The sequence below is a fragment of the Tolypothrix tenuis PCC 7101 genome, assembly GCF_963874875.1.
In the GTDB taxonomy this organism is placed as follows: Bacteria; Cyanobacteriota; Cyanobacteriia; order Cyanobacteriales; family Nostocaceae; genus Aulosira; species Aulosira tenue.
Genome location: NZ_CAWNJS010000001.1, coordinates 7,162,650 through 7,182,816 on the forward strand (window position 1 = coordinate 7,162,650; position 20,167 = coordinate 7,182,816).

General features: G+C 40.0%; 20 protein-coding genes. 5 read left to right on the top strand and 15 right to left on the bottom strand.

Annotated elements, in window-relative coordinates:
- Positions 1–308: 308 nt before the first annotated feature.
- The gene (gene dpsA, locus AACU25_RS28210; protein ID WP_096581347.1) at positions 309–863 is read right to left on the bottom strand and encodes a DNA starvation/stress protection protein DpsA; all 555 of its coding nucleotides are present in this window, start codon (positions 861–863) and stop codon (positions 309–311) included.
- Between the two features lie 472 nt (positions 864–1,335).
- Here dpsA and AACU25_RS28215 point away from each other — a divergent pair, with 472 nt between their 5' ends.
- Together AACU25_RS28215 and AACU25_RS28220 are read left to right on the top strand one after the other, a co-directional pair.
- Complete coding sequence (locus AACU25_RS28215; RefSeq protein WP_096584188.1) at positions 1,336–1,587, top strand: Asr1405/Asl0597 family protein; 252 nt, start codon at positions 1,336–1,338, stop codon at positions 1,585–1,587.
- Positions 1,588–1,635: 48 nt separating this feature from the next.
- Positions 1,636–2,286 (top strand): (2Fe-2S) ferredoxin domain-containing protein, encoded by a 651-nt coding sequence (locus AACU25_RS28220; RefSeq protein WP_096581349.1) that lies wholly within the window; start codon positions 1,636–1,638, stop codon positions 2,284–2,286.
- Between the two features lie 506 nt (positions 2,287–2,792).
- Here AACU25_RS28220 and phnE read toward each other — a convergent pair.
- From phnE to AACU25_RS28235, 3 genes are all read right to left on the bottom strand, one after another.
- Positions 2,793–3,587 carry a phosphonate ABC transporter, permease protein PhnE gene (gene phnE / locus AACU25_RS28225; protein WP_096581351.1) on the bottom strand — a complete coding sequence of 265 codons (795 nt, stop codon included), beginning with the start codon at positions 3,585–3,587 and terminating at the stop codon, positions 2,793–2,795.
- Between the two features lie 3 nt (positions 3,588–3,590).
- Positions 3,591–4,322, bottom strand: coding sequence for a phosphonate ABC transporter ATP-binding protein (locus tag AACU25_RS28230; protein WP_096581353.1), 732 nt, complete (start codon positions 4,320–4,322; stop codon positions 3,591–3,593).
- A gap of 115 nt (positions 4,323–4,437) precedes the next feature.
- Positions 4,438–5,412, bottom strand: coding sequence for a phosphate/phosphite/phosphonate ABC transporter substrate-binding protein (locus AACU25_RS28235; RefSeq protein WP_096581355.1), 975 nt, complete (start codon positions 5,410–5,412; stop codon positions 4,438–4,440).
- A gap of 348 nt (positions 5,413–5,760) precedes the next feature.
- Between AACU25_RS28235 and AACU25_RS28240 the strand changes: the two genes are divergently transcribed.
- Positions 5,761–6,195 (top strand): hypothetical protein, encoded by a 435-nt coding sequence (locus tag AACU25_RS28240; RefSeq protein ID WP_096581357.1) that lies wholly within the window; start codon positions 5,761–5,763, stop codon positions 6,193–6,195.
- 47 nt (positions 6,196–6,242) lie between these two features.
- Here AACU25_RS28240 and urtE read toward each other — a convergent pair whose 3' ends face one another.
- From urtE to AACU25_RS28275, 7 genes are all read right to left on the bottom strand, one after another.
- Positions 6,243–6,941, bottom strand: coding sequence for an urea ABC transporter ATP-binding subunit UrtE (urtE, locus tag AACU25_RS28245; RefSeq protein WP_096581359.1), 699 nt, complete (start codon positions 6,939–6,941; stop codon positions 6,243–6,245).
- Between the two features lie 111 nt (positions 6,942–7,052).
- Positions 7,053–7,796: an urea ABC transporter ATP-binding protein UrtD gene (urtD, locus tag AACU25_RS28250; protein WP_096581361.1), complete on the bottom strand. Its 744-nt coding sequence runs from the start codon at positions 7,794–7,796 to the stop codon at positions 7,053–7,055.
- Positions 7,771–8,892, bottom strand: coding sequence for an urea ABC transporter permease subunit UrtC (urtC, locus tag AACU25_RS28255; RefSeq protein ID WP_096581363.1), 1,122 nt, complete (start codon positions 8,890–8,892; stop codon positions 7,771–7,773). The genes urtD and urtC overlap by 26 nt, the downstream gene beginning before the upstream one ends.
- Before the next feature lie 40 nt (positions 8,893–8,932).
- A complete protein-coding gene (locus AACU25_RS28260) occupies positions 8,933–10,093 on the bottom strand; it encodes an ABC transporter permease subunit (RefSeq protein ID WP_096581365.1) in 1,161 nt (386 codons plus the stop codon).
- A gap of 180 nt (positions 10,094–10,273) precedes the next feature.
- Positions 10,274–11,590: an urea ABC transporter substrate-binding protein gene (urtA, locus tag AACU25_RS28265; RefSeq protein ID WP_096581367.1), complete on the bottom strand. Its 1,317-nt coding sequence runs from the start codon at positions 11,588–11,590 to the stop codon at positions 10,274–10,276.
- Between the two features lie 515 nt (positions 11,591–12,105).
- Positions 12,106–13,227: a Rid family detoxifying hydrolase gene (locus AACU25_RS28270; RefSeq protein WP_096581369.1), complete on the bottom strand. Its 1,122-nt coding sequence runs from the start codon at positions 13,225–13,227 to the stop codon at positions 12,106–12,108.
- A gap of 110 nt (positions 13,228–13,337) precedes the next feature.
- Positions 13,338–13,769: an NUDIX domain-containing protein gene (locus AACU25_RS28275; protein ID WP_096581371.1), complete on the bottom strand. Its 432-nt coding sequence runs from the start codon at positions 13,767–13,769 to the stop codon at positions 13,338–13,340.
- A gap of 147 nt (positions 13,770–13,916) precedes the next feature.
- On the opposite strand from AACU25_RS28275, the gene malQ reads away from it, so the two are divergent.
- On the top strand, positions 13,917–15,434 hold the full coding sequence (gene malQ / locus AACU25_RS28280) for a 4-alpha-glucanotransferase (protein ID WP_096581373.1): 1,518 nt from the start codon (positions 13,917–13,919) through the stop codon (positions 15,432–15,434).
- Positions 15,435–15,754: 320 nt separating this feature from the next.
- Here malQ and AACU25_RS28285 read toward each other — a convergent pair whose 3' ends face one another.
- Positions 15,755–16,564: a helix-turn-helix domain-containing protein gene (locus AACU25_RS28285; protein ID WP_096581375.1), complete on the bottom strand. Its 810-nt coding sequence runs from the start codon at positions 16,562–16,564 to the stop codon at positions 15,755–15,757.
- Positions 16,539–17,354, bottom strand: coding sequence for a pseudouridine synthase (locus tag AACU25_RS28290; RefSeq protein WP_096581377.1), 816 nt, complete (start codon positions 17,352–17,354; stop codon positions 16,539–16,541). The genes AACU25_RS28285 and AACU25_RS28290 overlap by 26 nt, the downstream gene beginning before the upstream one ends.
- A gap of 137 nt (positions 17,355–17,491) precedes the next feature.
- Here AACU25_RS28290 and AACU25_RS28295 point away from each other — a divergent pair, with 137 nt between their 5' ends.
- Positions 17,492–18,205 (top strand): LmeA family phospholipid-binding protein, encoded by a 714-nt coding sequence (locus AACU25_RS28295; RefSeq protein WP_096581379.1) that lies wholly within the window; start codon positions 17,492–17,494, stop codon positions 18,203–18,205.
- Between the two features lie 224 nt (positions 18,206–18,429).
- Here AACU25_RS28295 and AACU25_RS28300 read toward each other — a convergent pair whose 3' ends face one another.
- On the bottom strand, positions 18,430–19,320 hold the full coding sequence (locus tag AACU25_RS28300) for a phosphatidate cytidylyltransferase (RefSeq protein WP_096581381.1): 891 nt from the start codon (positions 19,318–19,320) through the stop codon (positions 18,430–18,432).
- A gap of 183 nt (positions 19,321–19,503) precedes the next feature.
- Positions 19,504–20,106, bottom strand: a complete 603-nt coding sequence (cbiT, locus tag AACU25_RS28305; protein ID WP_096581383.1) for a precorrin-6Y C5,15-methyltransferase subunit CbiT — start codon at positions 20,104–20,106, stop codon at positions 19,504–19,506.
- Between the last annotated feature and the right edge of the window lie 61 nt (positions 20,107–20,167).

Genomic DNA, 20,167 nt, shown 5'->3' on the forward strand with positions numbered 1-20,167 from the left:
AATATTTTTTATTGGTAGCGGTAATTGATACGATAATAATGTTAAATTTAAAATCTTTTAGAGAATGCATCTATCTTTAGATAGATTTTATTAAATAACAGTAGTTCTTAATTAGCTAATATCAAAAAAGTACTGTTGATTCTCATCATAGTTTATATAGTTATTCATTTATATAATTAAGATTAAAAATTGCAGAGATTAGTATTTCTATATCTCTGCAAGTTTTTATATTTTTTTAAGACTCACTACTGAGGAATTATTATTCAGTATTAACTGACTTAAACAGACTTATCGAAATTTATTAGGTTCTAGTTCTGAGCAGGTTGAACAAAACCTAAGGTTAAGCTGTCTTTTGCTAGGAAGTGAGACAAGTGATAAGCTCGTTCTTCAGTTTTCAAAAGAATTTTTTCGTAGAGGTAACGGGTACCACGGTCACCTAAACTCTCTGCCTGAGCAGCTTGGCGGCGAATCAAGCCAATAATAGCTTGCTCTGCTGCTAAGTCATTTTCTACCATTTTGCGCGCAGAAAATACCCCATCTGGCTCTTGTGTAAAACAGGTTAATTCTGCCAACTTGCTAAAGGTCGCTACTGGCACACCACCTAGTCCATCCAAGCGCTCTCCAATTTCATGGATATGTTCTTGTATTTCTTTATAGCTATCATTAAAAAATTCATGTAGAGAGTAAAATTCTGCACCCTCAACCACAAAATGATGTTTTTGGTATTGCAAGGAAAGAGCTTGAAAACTTGCTAAAGCAACGTTAAATCCTTCAGTAACTGGTGCAGTTACGCTGTGATCTAATAAAACTGGATTGTCATAAACATGACCAAAGTTTCTTAACACAGTAGTGGTATCAGACATTGTTCTCCTCGCTTTTAATGAGTTAAGGTTTTGAACTTCTGAAGTTTCTACATATTAACACTCTAAAAATTAAAAGCAATTCCAATTTATTTCATAGACTTTTAATTTTTTCATTACTAAAATTATGCAATTTCATTCTTATACTTAAGGGTTGCTCTGCTGAATAGGGGTCGCAGAGACGCGATTAATCGAGTCTGTACAAGAGTCAAGAGTCAACAGTCAAAGGTCAAGAGTCAAAAAAATTTATTTCCCTCATCTCCCTTATCCCAGTCCCCAGTCCCTAATCCCCAATCCCCAACCCCCATTAATAAAAGAACATTGCAAATATTAGAGATTTTTATCTAAAATAAATGAGAATTCTTTGCAGTTACGCTATGCTTATTTATAAAGCTGGACTCCTAGAGAAGGGAAACCTCAAGGAGCAAAACCAGCATAATTACTGCAAAATACTTGCATTTTGAAGGTACATCTCTTGAAATCGTTTAGCTCAGAAGTAGAAACCAGACACACTTTAGAAGTGAATTGGGCGGATCGTTGGCAAGTTTATCAACGCTTACAGGAATTAGATATTCCCTGTTGGTGTGAGTCTAACCAGCCATTGCAAGTTGAAATTACTAATCCTTTAGCAATAATTCAACTTTGGAGTGTCATGCGCCAGTTCAGTGTTTCCCGTCAAGACATAATTTCGAGTTTGGAGAAAAGCTGGCTACGTTTCAATCGCTGAAGCTATCTCGCTAACCAGGTTGTCTTATAAATAACAGGTAAAACCAACATGAGTGGATCGCACGCTACCGAAGTATCAGATTTTTGCCTTGAAGGAAGATTTCTCGATTTTGTCATTAAGGATGGCTATAAGCTCAAAGGCTTGCTTATCGGGACTGCTGAAGGCGAATCTTATGTGAAACTTGCTAAACATTTACAGTATGCTTTTGATTTGCGCTTACCGCCTGGAACTTGGCTGCAAATTGTCGGCACAAAAAAGCATGAAGTAAAAAGTGGCAAAATCACGTTGAAAGCTGAACGTGTAATGGCAGCAATCCCCGAAATCTCTCGAATTCATGACATTACGACATTAACAGCAGCGCCATCTATTAATAAAACTAAAGAGAAATCTCCGAAAAGCACTATTTTGGTTTGTCAAAAATCTGATTGCATGAAACGCGGTGGTAAAGGACTTTGCCAAGCTTTGGAAGCAGCGTTAAGCGATCGCGGTTTGGAAGACCAAGTTACGATTAAAGGTACTGGCTGTATGAAAAACTGCAAAGCCGGGCCTAACCTAGTAATGCCTGATAAAACTCGCTACAGCAGGATTCAAGCCGCACAAGTTCCTGCACTCATGGATAAGCATTTTGCCAAAAATAGCGAAAACCAGCAGCCAGAGCCTCAAAAAGAAATAGTTATACCAGTTGTCACCAATAGTTAATTAAATAGTGACAATTTCATGTGAAAATATAATTAAGAAATTTTTCGTGTTCCCTTTTCTTGATCGACTGTGAGGTTTTGCAAGATTTTTGCAAAATCAGTGTCTCATAAATTCAGATGTTACAGCCTATGTAGTAAGTACTTGAGTGCTTTTTTAGCAGTTCACTGCTTGCTACTTAATGTGTAAGATTGCCTTTGTCAACTTTGAAACTACAGATAACTACTAATGCACACAAGCAATTTATTGTGTGCCTTTTCAGTTAGAGATTATATGTAGGATGCGTTACGCTATCGCTAACGCATCCGCTAAGATTTTTTCAGAAATCAAATCCGATTGAAACTATTTAAGAATAAATTATTATTTTTTTGCTGAATAGTTTGAGAGGAATCAGGCATATAAGCTGAATATCAATCATAAATGATGATTTTCAGCTTACCAGTTTATGTGAACCGCATAATACTTGAGATTATCTGCTTGAATCAAAATTTAACCGTATATTTGCTTGACTACATCGAATCTAAACGACGACGTAATTGACTGCTAAAAGCATCAATTACTGTTACTACTACCAGCAATACCAACATCATGGTTGTAGCTTTGTTGTATTCAAAACCATCAATGTAACTCTTCAACTGAAAGCCAATTCCACCTGCACCCACGACACCTAAAACAGAAGCAGCACGGATATTGTATTCAAACATCCAGAAGGTATAACCTAATGCTAATGGCAGCACTTGGGGCAAAATTCCATATTGGGCAATTTGCAATTTGGATGCACCAATCACTTCTAAAGATTCTAAAGACCGAGGGTCAACGGCTTCAATCGCCTGTTGATAAAATTTAGCAAGGTAGCCGATGGTGTAAATTCCTAATGCTAATGTCCCGGCTGGTGCGCCTAGCCCTGTGGCGGCGACAAAAATTAAACCGAGAATAATAGACGGGACGGAACGCACAGTATTTTGGAGTAAATTCGCTAACCATTGCAACCATTGGGGCGCAACGTTGCTGGCGCTAGCTACTGCAATCGGTAAGGAAATAATTGCACCAATAGTAGTTCCCCAAAGTGACATCTGTACAGTTTCAATCAATGCTTTAACTGCGATATCTAAAACTGTCCAATCTGGGGGGAATAACCTGGAGATAAAATCAGTGATATATGGCCAGCTAGTACTCAGGACTGCATAATCGACTTTTAGCCCTTGTAATGCCCAAATATAGACGACAACAGCTATTAAGGGGATAATCAGCCAACTCACCCAAGAATAGCGCCGGAAAATAGAGGAATTAGATAAGTAATTCATGATTTATGCTGAAACTTGGGAAAATTTTGCTTGTAAGTTGTCGCAAGGGCCGTCATAAACAATGCATCCTGCATCGACAACGATCGCACGTTGGGCATATTCAGCAGCAATGCCCAAATCATGCAACACTGTAACAATGGTCATTCCTTGGGCGTGCAAGTCTGATAAAGTCTGCATTACCTGCTGACAAGCTAAGACATCTAAGCCGGTAATCGGTTCATCGGCTAATAATATTTGTGGTGATTGAATTAAAGCGCGGGCGATCGCAACTCTTTGTTGTTGTCCACCACTAAGTTGACTGGTTTTTTGGTTGGCTAATTCTCTTAAGCCCAACTGATCTAATAATTCTAATGCTAACAAGCGATCGCGGTGGGGAAATCCAAATAAAGTTTGCCAAGTGGTGCGATTACCCAGCCGTCCACATAGAACATTTTCTAGGGCTGATAATTGCTTAATCAATCCACCGCCTTGAAACAACATCCCTACATCTCGGCGAATTGCAGCTAATGTACGCTTACTGAGGGTGACACCATTGATGAGAATTTCTCCCTTCTCTAGGGGAACCAACCCAACAAGCGATCGCAATAAGCTAGACTTACCAGCACCATTGAGTCCCAGCAACACCACAAATTCACCCCGTTGAATTTGGCAATTAATCCCATTCAAAATGGGGCGATTAAGAGATGCAGCATAAGCTGTCTCCAGGTTGCGACACTCAATGATATATTCCTTCATCCCTAGTTCAATTCCACTAAACAGTTAATTGATAGTTTTCAGCTATTAAGAAGGAGAAAAGGAAAAAACCTTTACCCTTTACCCCTTCCCCCTTCATCGCTGACTAACAGCTGAATTATGGTGCAATCCCAACTCTTGTTAACGCATCCCGGACGGGTGCGAGGTGACGATTGTGATCGACTCTCACCAACTCTGTAGAGTTATACAAATTGCGTAATAACGCGTTATTTTGTGATTGATTTAACTTGAGAAGGGCGTTAATAATTTTTTCGCGTTCTGGTGCGGGAACGTCGTCATCAATAGCGATACCGTGGGCGGGTACGCCAGGAATGCGATGCAGTACGCGTAACTTGCTCTTTTCTTCTGGTGTGATATACGGTGTATTAAGTGCGTATTCTGACACTACAGCGACATCAGCTTGACCGCGTACCACCGCTTGCAAGGCTTTGCTGTAATTACCACCGTAGCTAATTTGACCAAAGAAACCATCTAAGCGATCGCTACTTTGGACAAATCCTTGTTTGACTAATTCACCTACAGGGAAAATAAACCCAGAACCCGAAGTAGGCGAAGTAAAAGCCATTCTTTTACCACGCAGTTGTTCTAGAGTCGCTTTGGCGTTATTTCTGCTTTTTAAAGGGCTATTGCTGGGGACAACAAATACTGAACTATAAGTGTGTCTTCCCGAATAATTATCACGTACTTCAGCTAGGTACAAACGAGCATTTGCTAATTGTTCCGCCTTCAACGCTGGACGGCTACTCAAGAAAGCGACATCAGCCCGATTTGCTCTCAAAGCTTCTACTGCAGCAGTATCATCGCCTACTTGCGCTTTAACCGGGATACCTAATTCTTTGGATAAAAATGCTCCCACAGCATTGGCTTTGTTTTGCAAATCTGTAGAATCAGATCTGCTAGGAAAAACTACTGTCAAAGTTTTTAATTTTTGGGCAAGCAAACTAGGTGCTTGTTGCTTAAGAGCAAAATTAGCGCTCGTTGCTTGCATTTCCCCAAACGTGCTAAATGCTAGCCCTGCAAGTGATACCAATGCAGATCCAGCAACCAACAAGCCCTTCTTGCTCACACTCATCGGTAACTCTCCATTAGGAAGTATTCTCAATATTTTTGCAAATAAATTGCAACTACTCCAAGAGTAGAATCTAGGGCTTTTAAGAATAAAAGTCAATACTATGATGTATAGCGTTTAATCAATGAAATCTATAGAGCAAATCTGCAAGTTCAGGAAATATGGTGTATTTACTTTGCTATTTTCAATAAGAATATGTAGAAAGAAAAATAATAGTAAGTCAAAAATTACACTTCTAAAAATAGCTAAATATTAACAGTAAATTTCTGCTCAAATTAACTCAGTGATAGTTACAGAGTTATTAGCATGATTCATATTGTTTATAATATTTTGTTTTATTGGTAACAATTAATGTCAGCAACACCTCATTGGATATACGGTATTTTCCCAGCCTTGTTCCTCATATTGTTCATGGTAGGAATGATTCTGACATTCCGTCATGACTGGAGTCGCCTTGCTGAACTCTATCGCACTTATGAAGAAGCACCACCAAATTTCTGGCGGATGCAAAGTGGTGCTGTAGGTTTGATATATTACAAATCAACTTTAAATGTAGGTGTAAGTCGTCAAGGGCTTTACTTGAGTATTTTTCCTTTATTTAGCTTTGGGTTACCGCCATTACTAATTCCTTGGAATGCAGTTAGGAAAATAGAAGTAGCGAATCAACTGTTTGAGAAAAGGTTGCGTTTGTATCTCAGTTCGCCAGAAATCAAGCTGATTCTAAGGGAAGATGTTTTGGAATCAGCTAAGGAATATTTAGCAGCACAGGGGTTTGAATGGGTTTAGATAAATTCAGCCACAACACCAGGAAAATTTGTAGACTATTGAACTAACTAAACTGCCAAAAATCGTTGAATTACATCTTGGCTGAGTTCATTGGTGGAACCAGAAGCCACAATCCCGCCTTTTTGCATAGCGTAATAGTAATCAGCTTGGCGGACAAAATGTAAGTGTTGTTCTACCAATAAAACAGAAATACCTGTGGTTTCAACAATGCGGCGCACTGCGGCTTCAATTTCTAGGATGATTGAGGGTTGAATACCTTCTGTAGGTTCATCTAAGACAAGTAATCGAGGCTGTCCCATTAAAGCACGTGCGATCGCCAGTTGTTGTTGCTGTCCTCCACTTAAATCACCACCCATCCGCGACAGCATGGTTTTTAAAACTGGAAATAAGCCAAAAATTTCTTCTGGAATTTCAGCTTTTTTGACTGGGTTCTTTCTAGCTTCTAACCCCAGCAGTAAGTTTTCTTTAACTGTTAATCGGGGAATAATTTCTCGTCCTTGGGGAACATAACCAATTCCCATTTTTGCCCTTTGGTCGGGTGATTTAGAATTGATTAAATTCCCTTCTAAATTAATTGTGCCACTCCGAGGTTTGAGTAAACCCATGATAGTTTTAAGTAGAGTTGTTTTACCCACTCCATTGCGTCCAATTAGGCAGATCATTTGCCCAGTTGGTACATTCAAATCTACGTTGCGAAGAATATGGCTTTCGCCGTAGTAAACATTTAGGTTAGAGATGTTTAGCATATTGTAGAGACAGAATTATCGGTTGGAGAGACGCGATTCATCGCGTCTGTACAAGATTCAAAATTTATCTATTTTTCCCAATCACCCATTACTCATTACTCATTACTCAACTTACTCTTGATGACCTAAATAAACTTCAATTACTTTTGGATCATTCTGTACTTCTTCAAAATTGCCTTCACACAATACTGAACCTTCATGTAATACTGTGACTCTGCGGGCAATTTGGCGCACAAATTCCATATCATGTTCAATGACTAAGATTGAATGATTCTGTGCGAGTGTTAACAGTAATTCACCGATATTATAGGTTTCTTCATCTGTTAAACCTGCAACAGGTTCATCAACTAGTAATAAGTCAGGAGACTGGGCTACTAACATCCCAATTTCTAAACGTTGCTTTTCTCCGTGAGATAATAAAGCTGCGGGTATATCTGCTTTGACAGTTAAGCCAATTGTTTCTAATAAACCTTTGATACTATTCTTTTCAGAACTTTCAGCACGCCCAAATAAGGTAGAAAAAACATTTTTATTGCGGTTGCTGGTAATTTCTAAATTTTCTCGTGGGGTTAAATTGAGATATACTCTCGGCGTTTGAAATTTCCGCCCAATTCCTCGCCTAGCAATTTGATGTTCCGGTATAGAACGGAGATTTTTACCTTTAAATAAAACCCGTCCGATAGTGGGTTGGACTTTCCCTGTAATTACATCTAAAAATGTGGTCTTACCAGCACCATTGGGGCCAATTACTACTCGCAATTCCCCTACATCCATACTAAAATTTAACTGGTTGAGTGCTTTAAAGCCATCAAAACTTACAGTTACGTTTTCAGTTTCCAAAATTTTGGCGTTCATGTTGCACTTCCGGGTCTTCTTCTAAGCTGGGATATGTGGAAATTTCTTGAGGAGGTTTGATAAAAGGAATCTTTTGCTGACGCAACCATCCGACTAGTCCATCAGGAAGCACTGTCACCACTATTAAAAATAGTGCGCCTTGGAAAAATAGCCAGATTTCGGCAAATTGTTCGCTTAAAAAAGCACGGGCATAATTAACTAATAAAGTACCAACAATCGCCCCAATTAAAGTAGCCCTTCCCCCCACAGCTACCCAAATTACCATTTCAATGGAAAAGGCAATATCCATTGCTCTAGGTGAAACAGAACCACTTTGTAGAGTGTAAAATGCTCCTGCAATCCCTGCGATCGCACCGGAAACTGCAAACACTAATGTTTTATATTCTGTAGGATCATAGCCAGAAAATCTCACCCGGCTTTCATCGTCGCGAATGGCGATTAATAATTTCCCAAAGCGTCCGCTAGTTAACCAGCGACAAAGTCCGTAGGTAGCTGTGAGAAAGATGACTGTAAGGGTGTAGAAAATAAATTTTGTTTTTGGATCGCTTACTGTCGCACCAAACAAAGTTGTAAAATCTATCAGCCCGTTGGTACCGTTAAAAAATTGTTGTTGACCGTTAAAGAAATTAAAAAAGACAATAATTGCGGCTTGGGTCAAAATTGAAAAATAAACGCCCTTAATCCGATTGCGAAATACTAAATATCCCAACAGTCCCGCCAGCACACCGGGAATTAACACCACCGATACTGCTGCTATGGGAAAAGAATAAAAAGGCTTCCAAAACCAGGGAAGTTCCGTTACACCATACAATCCCATGAAATCAGGTAACTCACCAGATGGAACTTGCAACTTCAGGTACATAGCTATAGCATATCCACCCAAGCCAAAGAAAATCCCATGTCCCAAACTGAGTAACCCAGTATAGCCCCAAATCAAATCAATAGCTAAAGCCACAATCGCCAGGGATAAAAATCGCCCCAGCAAATTCAAGCGAAATTCTGACAACACCACTGGCATAATCAAAATCAGGATAAGTGCGATCGCCACTACTACCCCAACTTCAATTAATATTAACTTTCCTGCCTTTCTTTTCATTTCTTACTTTGCATCCTTAGCGGTTTCTTCCCCAAAAATCCTAAGCATCAACAGTACGCCCTTTTTGCGGAAAAATCCCCGCAGGTTTCCACTGCAAAAACAGAATAATCAGGACAAATACCATCACCTTTGCCATACTTGTAGTGGCAAAAAAAGTAAAAAACTCTGCCAAAGGCTTCACAGGAGTTAATAATAAAGCCAGCGTTCCAGAACCAATTAAAAAGTTAGCTGTACCAATTCCCAAAGCAGCGACAATAGTACCTGCTAAATTACCCACACCACCAACAACCACAACCATAAAGGTGTCGATAATGTAATTTTGTCCAGTATTTGGCCCTACAGAACCTAGTAAGCTAATCGCACAACCAGCCACACCCGCCAAACCAGAACCCAACGCAAAAGTGATCGCATCCACTGTTTGAGTTGGAATACCTAAACAAGCACTCATACTACGATTTTGGGTAACCGACCTAATTCTTAATCCCCACTTAGAACGCTGTAAGAAGAGATAAATTCCCGCTACACAGATGATTGTTAAACCAATAATAAATAACCTAGCAAAAGGTAATTGCACACCAGCAACAGATATCCCAGATTGCAACCATCTTGGTGCTGTGACATCCACATTTTGCGCCCCAAACCAAGGCTGAGTTACTGCTAATTTATAGGTTTGACTTAATAAATTACCCGTAGTGATTGTAATTGCTAGAGATAGCAATAAAATTACCGCCACAACCCAGTTACGCACTCTCTCTAAATTATTGCGGGAATTTAAAAACCATAAACCTCCAAAAAATAATAGAGAAAACAAAACCAAGCAAATTATTAATACCCAATTCACACTGCGGACAAACTGCTGAAATATTAAACTCACTCCCCAAGTTGCCAACAGAGTTTCTAGCGGTCGTCCATAAAGATACCGAATTACGCCTTTTTCTAGAATTAATCCGATAAAAGCTGTGAAAATAAAAGCGATAACTAAAGCCAGAAATATATAAATCTCAAACCAAAACCCGCCCAATTGTTTACAGCCATTTTGCACAACGAATGTGGTATAAGCACCAAACATCATCAATTCGCCATGCGCCATATTAATCACGCCCATCAAGCCAAATATAATGGCTAATCCCAATGCCGCAATTAACAATACAGAACCAATACTAATTCCATTAAATACCGCATCTAAAAAACCTGTTAACACTTTTTTAACCTAATGATGAGGATTTTGTTTGGTATTTGAAAGAGTAAACAGGGAACAGGGAATAAAGCATAATTGAAATTTTGATGTTCCCTAATTATTGAAAGTAGGGTAACCAGTGCCTAAGCTACTCATAATTGGTAATTACCGATTACCGATTACCAATTACCCATTACCTAGCCTTTAGGCTTTTTTGTATTTACCACCCTTAGCTGGATCTGACCAATCACAAGCATATCCCTTAGTTTCTTTCACAAATTGATTCCAAGGAACTGGCTCAACAGGCGCAGGTGTAGCATAGACAATATTAAACAAACCATCGTCTCTCACTTCACCGATTCGCACAATTTTAGATATGTGATGATTGGCGTTGACTGTGACTTTACCTTCTGGCGCATCAATAGTTTGTCCATAAGCCGCAGCACGCACTTTCACTAAGTCAGGACTACCTGCTTTTTCTACTGCTTGCTTCCACAAATAAACAGCAATATATGCAGCTTCCATCGGGTCATTTGTTACCCGTTCTGCACCATATTCTTTCTTAAATGCTTCCACAAATTTCTTATTAGCGGGTGTATCTACAGTTTGGAAGTAATTCCAAGCTGCATAGTGACCTTTGAGATATTCCACACCAATAGCTTTCACTTCTTCTTCGGCAATACTTACCGACATCGAAGGATATTTATCTGGTGTTAAGCCTGCGCCTTTTAATTGCTTAAAGAAAGCTACATTACTATCACCATTTAAAGTGTTGTAAATTACGCCTCCATTAGGCAAAGCTTGCTTAATTTTGGTGATAATTGGTGTAACTTCTGTATTACCTAAAGGTAAGTAATCTTCACCAACTGTTTTACCACCTAGCGCTTCTAATTGCGCTTTAATAATGGTGTTAGCAGTGCGAGGAAAGACGTAGTCTGAACCGACTAAAAAGAATTGTTTACCCTTATTTTTTAACAGCCAATCAACAGAAGGTTCTATTTGTTGATTAGGTGCTGCACCTGTGTAAAAGATGTTTTTAGAACACTCTTGACCTTCGTACTGCACAGGATACCACAGCATGTGGTCTTTACTTTCAAAAACTGGCTTGACATTCTTGCGGCTAGCAGAAGTCCAACAGCCAAAAACTACCGCTACTTTATCTTGATCGATCAGCTTAGTAGCTTTTTCTCTAAAGGTATCCCAGTTAGAAGCACCATCTTCTACTACGGCTTCAATTTGCTTTCCTAAAACACCACCAGCTGCATTGATTTCCTTAATTGCTAATTTTTCAGCATCAACAACGCTTTTTTCACTAATAGCCATTGTTCCACTGAGAGAATGCAAAATACCTACTTTGATAGTGTTACCACTAGTAGCCGCCGCCGGCGCAGCAGTAGGAGATGTAGCTGGAGTATTGGTAGCAGTTGGAGTTTCAGTTGTACAAGCCTTAAGAAAAATTGTGCTACCGAGAGTTGCGGAACCGTATATTAAAAACCTGCGTCGGTTAAATCGTCTACTCATTATCTTTTTTACTTCTCCTCACAAGGATTCAGCTAACTTTTTAGGTAGCTGTAAATATCATTAAATTGTGATATTAGTGCGATATTTAACTTGTAAAAAGTTACGAATTATACAAAATCTTGATTTTGGACAATAAAAATAGAATTGCCAGCGATTAAAGTTAATAAAAATTCATGACTTTTTGTACAATTTCGTAGTAAATAAAAGTCACTTATGCAGGTAAAAAATTTAAATTGTGTTGAATATTTTACAAAGTATGTTTTGCGATGTTGAAGATGTATATTTATTCGCAAAAACATACGTAACTTACCATAAAATACTGGTTGAATTAGATATATTAATTACCGTTAATTTATATGGTACGTTATCGGGAAGTGTAACGTACTAATATCAAAACTCCACTCACAAAAGAATGGAGTTTCGATGAGAAAGAGTGAGGTACAGATAATTCTAAGGGCATAGCAATGCCATGCCCCTACCTGCCTACCTTATTTACCCGAAATACGTTGTAAATCTCAAATTACGGCTATACAGTCAATCTCTACCAATACATCTTTTGGTAACCGTGATACCTCTACACAAGCACGGGCTGGGGCTGTATCTTCGGGAAAATATTTTGCGTAAATTGCATTAACTGCCGCAAAATCATTCATATCTGCGAGAAAGACAGTGGTTTTTACCACATTTGCAAATGTTGCCCCTGCTGCGGTCAAAATAGCTTCTAAATTAGCCATTACCTGCTCAGTTTGCTTTTTCACATCATCAGTATAGACAACCTGACCGATGCGAGGATCGATCGCAATTTGTCCAGCTACAAACACCATTTGACCAGAAGCTGCGATCGCTTGATTATATGGCCCCACCGGTTCAGGTGCATTATCAGTACGAATAACTTGACGTGTCATAAATACTACTTTTTCCCAAGATGCTTTTTGCTTACCGACTTCCACCTCACAGGCGATCGGCTTGTATACTTCTCCATCAGGCATTATCGCATCAGTTAGGTCAGCATCTTTAAAGCTTGCTCCGTAGATATTCGCTCCAGTTAAATTCGCCTTCTTCAAGTTTGCACCATCAAAGTTTGCCATCATCAAGTTTGCATTTACAAAACTAGTTCTTTCTAGATTTGCTCCTTGTAAGACAGCTTTACTGAGATTTGCGTGCCCTAAGTATGCCCCAATCAAATTTGCACTAGCGAAATTAACTCCTGACAAATTACACTTCTCCAAACTCACACCCCGCAGTTTTGCTTTCTGGAGATTGGCATTTTGAAGTGAGGCGTTAGTGAAGTCTGCCTGAGTAAAGTCAGTTTCAGCAAAGTTTACACTAGTCAAATTAGCACTGTTGAGGTTTGTTCGACTTAAGTTTGCTTGATAACCACTGGCTTGACTAAAATTAGCACCGCTCAAGCTGGCTCCACTCAAGTTAGTGCTGCTAAAATCTGCTCTACAGAGAACGGTACTATTAAGGTTTGCCTGGATCAGAATAGCATCACTCAAATCTGCTCCACTTAAGTTTGCATGTCGAAGATTTATTTCACTTAGATCTACACTTTTGAGGTCTAACCCTCTCAAATTTACTTGCTCAAAATTTCTTTGCCCTTCTGCATATTGCTCTAAAAGTTCTTCAACATCCATAATGCGCCTTTAAATACCTATCAATAAGTATAATCTCGATGATTTTCTGTCACAGGTATTTAACTTCTTTCACCTTCTTCGCGCCCTTTGTGCCTTTGTGGTTCGTTCCCTTAACCCAACCTCGGACGTAACCCATAATGCCGATATTGCCAGTAATCGCGCAAAATGCGATCGTGGTCAAAACACAAATTCCCAGGTACAAGCCACGACTCAAAAATGCCGATATTCTTAGCATCATCACCAGCTTTTGGCTGTCCCTTCGCTGTCGCTAAAAATACAATGCTAATAGTATGCTGACGCGGATCGCGGTTGGGGTCAGAATAGACTAAAAACTGCTCAACCAACTCTATTTTTAAACCCGTTTCCTCTTCAGCTTCCCGTCGCGCTGCTGCTTCCACAGATTCACCGTAATCCACAAAACCACCAGGAAGTGCCCAACCTAGTGGCGGATTATGTCTTTCAATTAACACTATAGGTAGATGAGGTTGATCGATTAATTCAATAATTACATCCACAGTCGGAGCGGGATTACGGTAATTCATAGGCAATATTAAGTATTAAGTAGTAATTATGAGCTTTTATAGGGATTTATTACATTCTGTACTTATCCCACTATTGGTAGCTTCTAAACCAGTCCCTACCGTGATAGATTCGATGCGATCCCCTCCTCAAACATCATCAGGTTAAATATGCCTTTTCCCAGATCCAGCGGCATTTTGCTGCATCCAACTTCCTTTCCCAGCCGATTTGGCATTGGGGATTTAGGCTTAGAAGCTTATCGCTTTATCGATTTTCTCAAAGATAGTAACCAACAATACTGGCAAGTTCTACCTTTAGGCCCTACTGGGTACGGCAATTCACCTTATATGTCTTACTCAGCAATGGCGGGGAATCCCTTGCTGATTAGCCCAGAAAAACTGCTCAAGGATGAGCTACTAAAAGAGGAAGACTTTGCTAATTTACCAGGATTTCCGGCAAACAAAGTAGATTTCGAGCAGATTGTACCAATTAAAAATGCCTTACTGCAAAAAGCTTGCGAGAACTTTCACACCAAAGCAACATCAACTCAGCAGAAAAAATTTGCCGAATTTTGCGATCGCAAAGCTTATTGGCTAGATGATTATGCCTTATTTATGGCGCTCAAAGATACTCAAAATGGTGCTAGTTGGCATACCTGGGAACCTGAAGTTGCCAAGCGTCAACCAGAAGCGCTGGATAGGGTAAGGCGACAACTGACTCAGGAGATTTTTTATTATAAATTCATCCAATATGAGTTTTTCCAGCAGTGGTCAGAACTCAAAACCTATGCAAATAAACACGGTATAGATATTATTGGTGATATTCCGATTTACGTTGCTCATGATAGCGCTGATGTCTGGTCAAATCCTGATATCTTTGCTTTAGATGAAGAAACTGGCGAAGCCGCACAAATGGCAGGTGTACCACCAGATTACTTTAGCGCCACAGGTCAATTGTGGGGTAACCCAGTGTATAACTGGGAAGAATTACAAAAGCAAGACTTTAAGTGGTGGTTGCAACGTTTTGAAGCGATGCTAGATTATGTAGATATTATTCGTATTGACCACTTCCGAGGATTTGAAGCTTACTGGTCTGTACCCCAAGGTGAAGAAACTGCCATTAATGGTGAATGGGTAGAAGCACCAGGAGAAGCTTTTTTTGAAACTATTCGCCAAAAATTAGGCAAACTCCCAGTTTTAGCAGAAGATTTAGGCGTGATTACGCCAGAGGTAGAAGCACTACGGGACAAGTTTGAATTTCCGGGAATGAAAGTTTTACAGTTTGCCTTTGGTTCCGATCCTGGTAATCCATTTTTACCCTTCAACTACCCACGTAATGCCGTAGTTTATACCGGAACCCACGATAATGACACCACTGTTGGCTGGTTCAATCAAGCTGGCGACTGGGAAAAGGAAAACTTATTGCTTTATTTAGGTTGTGTCAGTCCTGAAGGTATCCACTGGGATTTAATTAGACTTGCTTTGAGTTCCATTGCCAATCAAGCAATTCTTCCCTTACAGGATATTTTGGGATTGGGCGGAGAAGCGCGGATGAATTTCCCCAGCGTTGCTGAAGGTAACTGGGAGTGGCGCTACCAAGAAAACGCCTTAACTCAAGAATTAAGCCACAAACTAAAACGCCTAACCACCTTGTATGGCCGTGCGCCCAAAGAGTCCAGTGCTAGATAATGTGTGTTGAGTACATAAACCAAAGGGGCGCAAGCAATGCTTGCGCCCCAAAAATAAATTTCAATAAGTTGCTAATTATCATTTTTCAGACTAGTACAGTTCGGCGGAAATAAACCAACCATTCCAAATCAACGAAACCCTTACGGCGTATTCATTTTGAATTTTGAATTTTGAATTTTGAATTCCGCCTTGCGGTACTAGTAATGTTTAATTTGTAATAGGTAAGAGTTAAGAATTTTTTCGCAATTACCAATTACCAATTATCAATTACCAAATCCAAACGTTTTATCTACGTAACTAACAACTTGGGTTAGCAATTTTCAAAACCTAGTTTTAGCCGCAATTTTGATTTCCTCAACCTTTCCTGGCTCTCCCATTTCCTTAGGTTGCTCCTGATTAACGCTCATCAGCACACCACCAGCATTATCAGTTTTCACTGTTAATTGCTCTTGAGCTTTCCAAGTACGATGAGTTCCTTGTGGTAGCGTACCTTCAAATTGTGTTTTGCCATCAGCTACTACACGAATCCAAGATGACGATTTCAAAATTACACCAATCTGCACTGGTTGACCATCTTTAGCACTCAGGAGAGTATTACTAAATGGTTTAATCTCCAGAGGCTTTGTTGATTGAGCCGGTTGTGCGAAAGACTCTTTTTGCGCGTTGGTTTGGTCAGTTTGGCTAGTACTTGCTTGTAAAGCAGCGTTATTCAGTATTTGAGATAAGCCACTCACAGAACAAACAATCACAAATATATAAAGTAAGTAAAGATGCAGAGGACGCAATTGGTTAATGGGCTTATTTGTCCAAGTAGAAGTAGAACTTACCTGTTGATAAACAATCGGAAAAGTGCTAGAAAATTCTACGCCGTTAAAGCCCAATGCATCAGCAAATTGCCTAATCAATCCTTGAATATAAATTGGTTCTGGCAGCTCGTTTAAATTACCTTCTTCAATAGCCTGTAACAGCCGCTTAGGAATTCTAGTCATCACAACTACTTCCTCTAGCGATAAACCCTGTTCTTGACGAGAAGCCCAAAGTTGTGCGCCAATTTCTGCTAACTTTTCAGCTCTTTGTTGCTCTACTGAAAGGGTTTGCGGCTGATTATTCTTTCTTCTGAACCATGTCATGGTTGATTACACTCCTTAACTCAGCTGAATCCTTAATAGGTGTGTGCTTAATTTGCTGTTGCAAAAAGCGCATCTCATCATCTTTTAGGGAACGATAGTTACCCGGTTTTAAATAGGGTTGTTTTGGTCTTTGTAATTGAATCGGGCCAATAGCAGTCCGATGTAGTTCAATCACCGGGTAGCCTAATTGTTCGGCTATACGGCGAATCTGGCGGTTGCGTCCCTCCTTTAACACAATTTCTAATCTACTGTTAGTAGAAAAACTTTCTATTAGGCGTACCTGGGCTGGTCGTGTTTTTCTCCCTTCCAACAACACACCTTGTCGCCATATTTGTAAAACTACTTCCGATGGATGTCCTTTAACCAATACACTATAAGTTTTCGGGACACTATGGCTAGGATGGGTGAGAGAAAATGTCAGTTCGCCATCGTTAGTAAGTAATAATGCTCCTGTAGAATCTGTATCTAAACGCCCTACGGGATGAATACCCGATCCCTGGCGTAATTCTTGTGGTAATAAATCTAAAACAGTTGTTCTTCCCTGAGGGTCGTAGCAAGTGGACACTACTCCCGCAGGTTTGTTCAGCAATAAATAGGTTAGAGCCGGACGTTGTTTAGTAACTACTGGCTTACCATCAACTGTAATTTTGTCAGTTTGGGGGTTAACTTTTTGACCTAAATGTGCCAATACTCCATTTATCCGCACACGCGATCGCCGAATCATTTCTTCAGCTTCACGCCGTGAGGCAATACCCCATTGGGCAAGAATTTTTTGTAACCGTACCTCCATGTGGAATTTGCTTATTCTCTCGCTAACATTTAAATCATAATATTTGCATTTTGTTGTTAATAGCCATAAATGTTACATTTAAGGCTTGTTTAACTTCCGCCAATTGTAGAGTTTTCACCCATAAACACAGGAGTTGAATGCCAGAGCAGAATTCAGACCCCAAAAGTAACGGCAAAATCCGCGTAATTACCAATATGCTGAAAACCGCACTTAAGCTGTGGTTGAAAGCACAGGTAACTCAAGTATCGCAAATTGAAGTGGACATTAGAGCAAGCGATCGCCAACTTCTCTCGGGAAAAATTCCTTGGGTATCGATTTTTGCTAGTCATGCCGTTTACCGAGGTCTCCATATAGGAAAAATTCAACTAGTGGCAGAAAACATACAAGTCAACATCGGCTCAGTCATCAAGGGCAAGCCGCTACGATTGTTAGAGACAGTACCAGTGTTTGGTGAACTGAGTATGGAAGAACAGGATCTCAATCAATCTCTGTCTTCGGAGTTATTAGCAACGGCTTTAAATGATGTACTGGTTAAACTTTTACCAGAACACTGCACAAAAACCAAGTCTACTGCTTGGCAAAAAATTATCCTGGATACCAATCAAATTATACTGAGTGGCATTCTAGCATCCGAAGGGGAATCTACGCCCATCAAGATTTGTCTGGGCTTACAGTTGATCAACGCTCAGGAGTTGCAACTAGCACCAATCCAAATCCAGTACGACATGGTAGTGCAAAACGAAAGTAATCAAGAACACAATTTTGATCTTGGCCCAGAGGTAGATATCCAAGAACTCACGCTGATCCCCGGTAAGTTAGTATGTCGCGGGCGAATTAACGTTAACCCCTGATGATTAATAATCAAAAACTCAAGAGACTTAGTATTTATAATAATTTATAATTCCTATGCCAAAGTTCGTGGAAATCACCGAAATTGGCATCAGTTCTCATCTACGAGATAATACTGAGTGCTGAGTGCTGAGTTCTGAGTATTAGAGCAGAACAGGGGATTTGGAAGCACAGGGCAGAGAAAAAGCAGAAAAATTACCCATTACCTATTACCCATTACCCCTGATTAACTCTCCGTAATTAGCGGTAACAACAAAGTCAGAAAATAATAAACGAGGGGAGCCGTAAAGATATAACTATCTGTACGATCCAAAATCCCACCATGTCCAGGTATCAACTGTCCTGAATCCTTCACTCCAGCATCACGCTTCAGGGCAGATTCAATCAGATCTCCTAACAAACTCGCAATACCAATCAACAGCCCTAATGCTAGACCAGTATAGAGCGCTCTGGGTAAGTGAAGATAATAAGCACCAGCAAGACCGATGGCAACGCTAGCGCTGATTCCAAAGACGGCTCCTTCCACTGTTTTTTTGGGGCTAATATCTGATAAACGAGTTTTGCCGAAGAATTTACCAATAGTGTAAGCACCAATATCAGCTGCCCAAATACAAAAAAAGGTTAGCACTGTTGCTGTCAAACCTTGCGGTAGTAATGCAAGATTTCTTTGGTCTAGAATATCTGTCCAACCTGTAGGCCAATAACCCCCTAAAGGTATATTACTCAGGGCCGCACTACCAAGCGATCGCAACCGTACCCAGTAACTTGGTAAGTAACCTACATAAAATAGCCCCATAATTGACGCTGATATATCAGCAATCGTCGCCATTTTGGGTTGAAACAATAGATAAAAACAAATAAATGTCCCAGCTATTGGCATCACCGCATCAGCTAACCCTCCATCCAAGGTACAAATTGCCAGTAAGATGAGGCTGACAGACATGGTGGTTTTAGCTGCGGGAGCTATGCCTCTGGCTCGCACCAAATTAAAATATTCCTGTTGTCCTAAAAAGACCACAATAGCAATCACAATGGTAAAGTACCAACCCCCCAATAGGGTTGCAAACAGAGCCAGTGCGATCGCCACAATTCCACTAATAATCCGAGACCAAGGCATAGCAATAAAGAATGAAAGAATAAGGATGTACCCCTCCGGGGAAGCAAGCTACGCGTAGCGTCTCCGCAGGAGAAGAATGAAGTTGTAAATATCAGGTTTTATGTATGAATTGCCGCATTTCCAGTAATTTAGGTGTTTACCTTGATTTTTCATACTTTAGCCTTTAGCCCTCATCCTTCGGATTTAGTCTAGTTTCTCACCACTAAGGATAAATATAGGATCTACTGCGGTAAAGGTTTGAGAAAAACCACGCATTTCTAAGCGATTCACCGCAGATTGCACAACTTCAATATTGCGAGCTCTTAATTGCGAAAAACCCTGAGAAATAGCATATAGATTTTCTAGATTAGCAGCTGTGGCAACCACTCTACCTGTAGGTGGTAGATAATTCCACACAGCTTGCAAAATTTCTTGAATGGCCTTTCCCCCTTCAATGCAAACGCGGTGAGGGGTAACTTTAATATCCTGCAAACAATCCGGCGCGCTACCTTCAATCACTTCAACATTTTTGACTTCAAAGCGATCGCAGTTGCGGCGGATGAGGTTAGCTACTTCTTCATCCCGTTCGACAGCGATAATTTTGCCACCAGGACATAAAAGTCCTACCTCTACAGGAATTGTACCTGTACCTGCACCAATATCCCATAACACTGAATCTGGTTGCAGTCGTAGTTGAGCAATCAGCAATAGCCTAACTTCTCGTTGGCTTAAAGGTATTCCCGGTAAGTACTCAAACAACTCATCGGGAATACCAGGGGTAATATAAGGCCATATTTGGGAGGACATAAAATTACATATTTATACTAAAGATATCAGCTTGTCTGTTTTGAGTGGTCGTAGGCTTTAA